6 protein-coding genes are annotated in these 6,000 nt (G+C 50.2%); all 6 read right to left on the bottom strand.

The genetic code is table 11. From position 1 onward, the window contains the following. Positions 1-385: 385 nt before the first annotated feature. The 6 genes from ACR80S_RS16560 to ispH all read right to left on the bottom strand — a co-directional run bounded on the left by ACR80S_RS16560 (position 386) and on the right by ispH (position 5,885). Positions 386-2,212, bottom strand: a complete 1,827-nt coding sequence (locus tag ACR80S_RS16560) for a PilX N-terminal domain-containing pilus assembly protein (RefSeq protein ID WP_435403843.1) — start codon at positions 2,210-2,212, stop codon at positions 386-388. A gap of 24 nt (positions 2,213-2,236) precedes the next feature. Next, positions 2,237-2,878 (bottom strand): PilW family protein, encoded by a 642-nt coding sequence (locus ACR80S_RS16555; protein WP_435403842.1) that lies wholly within the window; start codon positions 2,876-2,878, stop codon positions 2,237-2,239. Further along, a complete protein-coding gene (gene pilV / locus ACR80S_RS16550) occupies positions 2,878-3,357 on the bottom strand; it encodes a type IV pilus modification protein PilV (RefSeq protein ID WP_435401188.1) in 480 nt (159 codons plus the stop codon). Before pilV ends, ACR80S_RS16555 begins: the two co-directional genes overlap by 1 nt. A 31-nt stretch (positions 3,358-3,388) precedes the next feature. Further along, complete coding sequence (locus ACR80S_RS16545) at positions 3,389-3,895, bottom strand: GspH/FimT family pseudopilin (protein WP_435403841.1); 507 nt, start codon at positions 3,893-3,895, stop codon at positions 3,389-3,391. After that, positions 3,882-4,337, bottom strand: a complete 456-nt coding sequence (locus tag ACR80S_RS16540) for a type IV pilin protein (RefSeq protein ID WP_435403840.1) — start codon at positions 4,335-4,337, stop codon at positions 3,882-3,884. Before ACR80S_RS16540 ends, ACR80S_RS16545 begins: the two co-directional genes overlap by 14 nt. Positions 4,338-4,916: 579 nt before the next feature. After that, on the bottom strand, positions 4,917-5,885 hold the full coding sequence (ispH, locus tag ACR80S_RS16535; protein WP_435403839.1) for a 4-hydroxy-3-methylbut-2-enyl diphosphate reductase: 969 nt from the start codon (positions 5,883-5,885) through the stop codon (positions 4,917-4,919). Positions 5,886-6,000 lie beyond the last annotated feature (115 nt).

Raw genomic sequence — 6,000 nt, 5'->3', positions numbered from 1 at the left:
AACGTGTCACTACAAAGGGTTCGGCCAAAATTGGCTAAGTGGCTGAATTCTCAGACCACGGGTGCCAATTTCGGGCCGAAATCGGGCTGGAAGTGTCGAACTCGGGATGGCCCAGCCAGTAGGCCTGCGTCGAGGTCAGCTCGTTCATGGCATCCTCCTATCCATAGAGGTCGCCAGTCTGCCCGACGCTACTCAGCTCCAGAAGATGGGGTTGCTGGACCGCTTACAGCACTTCCCCTTGCAGGGCGTGCAGGGGACTTTCACTTCCAAGCCATCCCGGGATGGTGCCCCGGGAACAGCACCTTTTGGTGCTGAGCGTCATGCCTGGCGTAGAAAATAAATAGTCCGCCGGGAGGGCGGGCCGAAGATCAGCAGATAACAATTATCAATCATTGTAAATGCCACTGACATTCTCTTCCCAAACTGACAAGCCATAATCGTAACTGCCATCTGGCTTAGCCTGACCTACAAGCAGCGCAAGCAGGGATTGATCATCCAAGTAGGAGAATGCTTTCTCAATCGACTCATAACTATAAACGTGATTTTGAGTACCACCGCCATTAACATTTAGACCCACAGGATCAAATTTTCTACTCACAGATAACTTATTGAGATTTAGCTCACTATCTTCAAAATGATTCGAAGTAAGGCGAGGATGTTCAACTCCATCTTCACCTGGATCTAATGTCCAGGCATTACCATCTAAATAAACCTCATTACCATTCTCATCAGTGAAAATATAAATAATATCACCATCAGAGTTAGCGGCAGGAGTCGATCTTAGATATTCCCATTCAGAATTTTCACCAACTTTCTGGTATTCATAACGCTTGCTATATGGTGCGGATATGATAGCTCCTGTAAAATCCTCTTTACCACCGCCACTCAGGTTATAATCACCAAGAACAATAATCAAACCATCAAATCCTGGATTTCCCTTGAACTCCAAGTCGCCATCAACAACGAGAACACCACTACCCGCAAAGCCACCGTTTTTTGCAACTTCAAACTTGGACTTTGTTAGGCGCCCATCTTCGGTAACATTATCATCAAGGCCATAGATAGGAATTTCATAGACCTGTTTATAATCTAAATAACCAGAATCTGGCAACTTTTCATAACTATCAGGCTTGGTCTTAGCGGTGACAAAAGTAACCCCGTCACCATGGTTGGTATCAATCTGGTCTTTCCAGACAGTTGGGTTCTCTCCTTCTTGCTGGACCAAAGCATTAATAAAATCATGAAACTCGTCAGGCCTACTTAGAATATTCGCTCCAAGCTTGGAAGAAATGCCACCCTTGTAATTACAAAGATCATTTTGCGCCGATTTGCAGCCTTCGTATTTACCAGTATATTCGGGTGGATCACCCGTAATCACAGCATTGTCCTTGGCGTGATAGACACCCTCAACTTTAGGACCACAAGATTGGTGAAATGTACTACCACCCAACTTACAATCATTAGGGTTTTTAGGGATAAATACAGCTTTATTATCGATATCTGTTTTTTCTCCAACGATATCCTGAACAATCTTTTCGGCTTGATCTTTTCCAGCGACCGAAATTGCCGGATTCACATAGCCATCTATCTCCTCACCAGAAACTTCAGCCTGAGATTTAATACCATCATAGTCCACAATGTCGCCTGCAAGATTAAATGGTGAAAGAGATTCGCCAAGCATCGCACCCCAACCCATGGCAATACGGCGACGAGAAATCTGATTTTCCGGAATTCCATTATTACTTGTATCGACTATCTCACCCTCATGGACAAAACCATCCGAAGCAATGGAAACAAGCCTGCCTGAAACGGCTCCTACCGATATGCGATAGCATGCATTTCCGATTTCTCCACCGAGATTTTCACATTTTCCGTATGTCGGATTGTAAGTTGAGTTCTCTGCCCAATCGGTGAAACTCTCCAATATCTTTATCAGATAGGTATCATAATCATCATCAGCACCCGGATCTCCTGGAGATGCAATATCCCCGCTATCTATAGCGTTTTGAACATCGTGCCAAAACTGGGAAGCCCCATATTCTGCTGCCATCATGGCTAAAGCACTAGCCCGGTGATTACCTGCCATGGACTCCTCCTGTTGAGAATTCTGAAAACTCGAAAGACCAAGTAACAGACCAACCACCAGAAGGACTAAGGTCACAATCAGCGCAGCTCCACTTTGATTCGAAGAACCACTATACCTTTTGTTCATATCAATCCCCTACAAAGCCTAGTGCTACATAATATTTTCGCGCCTAGCGACTTTAAAAACAAAGTTTCGTCGACCACCCTCTTCATCGCCAGCTAATGAAGGAAAGGTAACATCCAGCTCCACTGACAGCCCCCTGTCATTGAGAAAAATTACTTCCCCATCTGCATCTTCACCATAATGATCATCACTTAGAACAAATCTCATATTCTCAATACCTGAAATGAGCCCCTCACCTTTACCCAAAGGATCATCAGTTATCTCTTCACCTTCGACTGTCACACCGCAATCTACAGATACAAATAAAGCTTGGTCGCTCGAATCAAATGTAAATTGAACTTTTTTAAGTTTTTCATTAGATGGGCAGTATGGGTCTTTCTCGCGACGATCGGCTGCAAATTTAAGGAGGAGAACGAGCTGATTGGAGGCATTATCGACGACACGGTCAGCAGTCCTGACATCCAAAGAAATAATATCAAATATTGACCTTACGGCTTGCTGTCGGGTTGCCAACATCTCAGCTTGATCATAGCTTCTTTTCGACATCAAGAATAGTTGGCCAGCACCCAAAAGTATCAATAGGCCGATCAATAATGCCACCATTAACTCTACCAAGGAAAAGCCTGAGCTATATCTAAACGTATTATTGCCAGGCTCTTTCTTGTACATCATAATATCGTTCTCTTTGGAAGCTTAACTCTGTAGTGAAGTGTGGACAACCCTTGCTCTCCTTCCCCACTCCATTGACTTTCATCGGCAAAGCGATTATCCACCCAACCTACAACGATTCCATATGTGCACGAAGAAGAAAGAACCTCGAGAGTCGCGACAGATCTTAAATCCAAATGAGCACCCCAGTCCTCTTTCCAATTTTCAAGAAACTCCGAAACGACTTCTTCTTCAGAACCATCTGCACTATCACTTGGAAGTTCGGCTGCGGGGCATAAATACCCTGTCGATTCTCCCAAGTTAATCCAAAGCCTTTCGACAGCATCTTGAGCAGCTAACGTTGCAATAGTACGTTGATATGAGACATGAGAACTTTGAAGCGCCTTTAGCTGCATTGCGGCAACGCCCAGCAAACCTATCGAAAGGACAAGAACTGCCACCAACGACTCTATAAGAGTAAAACCGAAAGATTTTGACATTTTATTTCACCCCCCCGCACTCATCAAAACTTTATAAACGATAAATATTACCGAGAGAGTTAATCTTCATATCCACATAATTAACTTGCGTGCTAGTGTGTGTTAATGTAACTGAGCAAGGATTGCCAACCGGGCAGGACGATGCCGCACGCCCTAAAGCATTGAATGTGATTTTCCCGTCAGCAGGTGCAGTCACAATACTGACAGGAGTTGACGAACCAGTGGCAAGTCGCAAACAGTCTTCATTACCCTCACATTCAGCCGCACCCTCACCACTACCTATCCAAATCTCAATTTTCCAAACATTCCCATCACTTACAAATACGGCTGTAATATTTTCGCGTCTTTTAGCTGCTTCACTTTTAGCATAGTGCATTACCGACAGGACTTTATTGAAATCTGTAGAGATCTGATTCCTAGCTACCATGCTCTGAAAATTAGGAACAGCGACAGTTGCAAGGATTGCAACAACCGCTATTGTGACCAATAATTCGATCAGAGTAAATCCAGACTGCCTCTCACTCTTACCAGCAGTCATTATCGCTATCCTTTTTACCTTGCTGGTTTATTTGCAACCACTCACACTTTACCTGTCCTTGCTTCAGTTCATCTGGATTCCTAGTTGCGGTGATGGTAAAAGTGGCCGCTGAAGCCGAAAAATCATCTGAAGTTACGCGATAAAATTTTTCATCTGACAAAAATAGTAGTTCTGTAGTTACAGTCGGTGTATCAATACATGTAGAGTAATTACTGTTTACGGTATAACAACGTTCTAATCTTCCAGCTAAATCCATCAAGAGTGACTGCCCATCAGTAACTCTGGCTCTTTCCAAATAACCCTGATAGCTGGGTATCGCAATAGACGCCAAGATCCCGATCACGGCTACCGCAATCATCAGTTCGATGAGCGTGAAGCCGGCGCTGCGCCGGGTGCTGCCTGCGGGGCTGTGGGGCCTGCGTCGGGTGCTCGATGGGGTCACGCCGCGCTTCTCCTGCTTTCGTTACGTTTGGTTTCATTATGTAGCACAGGCGGGCTTCTCGCTAGGGTCAAGGTTCAGGAATCTCACACCTGGTTAGCGTTCGCTCACTCGCTAGACTCTGAATCACCAGTTGGAACCTGTCCTTGAAAGAGTCGCTAATACAGTGAGTTGGCGCTGCAAGGCAAGGGGGTCGCCCTCCCCTATCCGCAATAATGGAATAGATGAAACATCGTTAATTACTTTTCAATATAGAAGTGACGCAGAAGCAAGGTGCCCACCACAGCGCTTTTATCTGCTCCGCAGACACACGACATGACTCTCAGGAAGGCTCTGCCCCTTCTCCTGCCGGCGGGCCTGGCACCCACCCAGGCGCTCGCCACCATGGGCTACAGGCGCCTCACCGCTGCGCGGAGTTCGCCTGGGGAGCCCGGGCTCCCACCAGTAGTCCCGCTGCTCGTGGTACAACATGGATTCTCCCACAGGGTAACGCCGGCACACGCCGCAGGGCTTCGTCTGCCTCACTAGCGAGAACGCCGCCGTCAGACAAATGACGGCGGCGTTCTCGTTTACAGCCGGGCTTTACGAACTGACGATGACGCGTTCGCGCAGCTCGCGGGGCATGGAGAAGGTGATGGTCTCCTCGCGGCCAGCGAGCTCTTCGGGGGCCTCGGCGCCGAGTTCCTGCAGGCGCTGGATGACGCCCTGCACCAGCACATCCGGGGCGCTGGCGCCGGCGGTGACGCCCACAGCGCTCACGCCTTCCAGCCAGGCAGGGTCGATCTGCTCGGCGTTGTCGATCAGGTAGGCGGGGGTGCCGACGCGCTCGGAGAGCTCGCGCAGGCGGTTGGAGTTGGAGCTGTTGGGGCTGCCCACCACCAGCACCAGATCCACGCCGGCGGCCAGTTCACGCACGGCGTCCTGGCGGTTCTGGGTGGCGTAGCAGATGTCGTCCTTGCGCGGCCCCTCGATCTCCGGGAACTGGGCGCGCAGGGCGTCGATCACCCGGGCGGTGTCGTCCATGGAGAGCGTCGTCTGGGTAACGAAGGCGAGCCGGCTCGGGTCCTTCACCTCCAGCCTGGCCACGTCCTTCTCGTCCTCCACCAGGTAGATGGCACCGCCATGGGAGGTGTCGTAGCGGCCCATGGTGCCCTCCACCTCCGGGTGGCCCTCGTGGCCGATCAGGATGCACTCCTGGCCGCGCTTGGCGTAGCGCAGCACCTCCAGGTGGACCTTGGTCACCAGTGGGCAGGTGGCGTCGAACACCTTGAGGCCGCGGCGCTCTGCCTCCTCCTGTACGGCGCGGGAGACGCCGTGGGCGGAGAAGATCACGATGACGTCGTCGGGCACCTCGTGTAGCTCCTCGACGAAGACGGCGCCGCGCTCACGCAGGGTGTCCACCACGAAGCGGTTGTGGACCACCTCGTGGCGCACGTAGATCGGCGGGCCGAAGACGTCCAGCGCCTGGTTGACGATCTCGATGGCGCGATCGACGCCGGCGCAGAAGCCCCGCGGGTTGGCCAGCTTGATTTGTATGGAATTAGCTTGCATGGGCGCCTTGCCTTGATGCTGGTGCATCCGCTGGTTGATTCGTTGGTAACGGCCGCCGGGGCGCCCGCGGCGCCATTCGCCGGGCAGAGCCCAGCTCCCACAAGTGGCATCAGCC

Origin of the sequence: Halomonas salsilacus (assembly GCF_051216275.1) — a bacterium.
Classification (GTDB): domain Bacteria; phylum Pseudomonadota; class Gammaproteobacteria; order Pseudomonadales; family Halomonadaceae; genus Halomonas.
The sequence above is the reverse complement of the archived record's forward strand: the minus strand, read 5'-3'. Positions and strand labels throughout refer to the sequence as shown.

Bases quoted from the DNA above. Each gene is read 5' to 3' on its own strand.
- ACR80S_RS16560 (WP_435403843.1), bottom strand. From the start codon at position 2,212: ATGAACAAAAGGTATAGTGGTTCTTCGAATCAAAGTGGAGCTGCGCTG.
- ACR80S_RS16555 (WP_435403842.1), bottom strand. From the start codon at position 2,878: ATGTACAAGAAAGAGCCTGGCAATAATACGTTTAGATATAGCTCAGGC.
- pilV (WP_435401188.1), bottom strand. From the start codon at position 3,357: ATGTCAAAATCTTTCGGTTTTACTCTTATAGAGTCGTTGGTGGCAGTT.
- ACR80S_RS16545 (WP_435403841.1), bottom strand. From the start codon at position 3,895: ATGACTGCTGGTAAGAGTGAGAGGCAGTCTGGATTTACTCTGATCGAA.
- ispH (WP_435403839.1), bottom strand. From the start codon at position 5,885: ATGCAAGCTAATTCCATACAAATCAAGCTGGCCAACCCGCGGGGCTTC.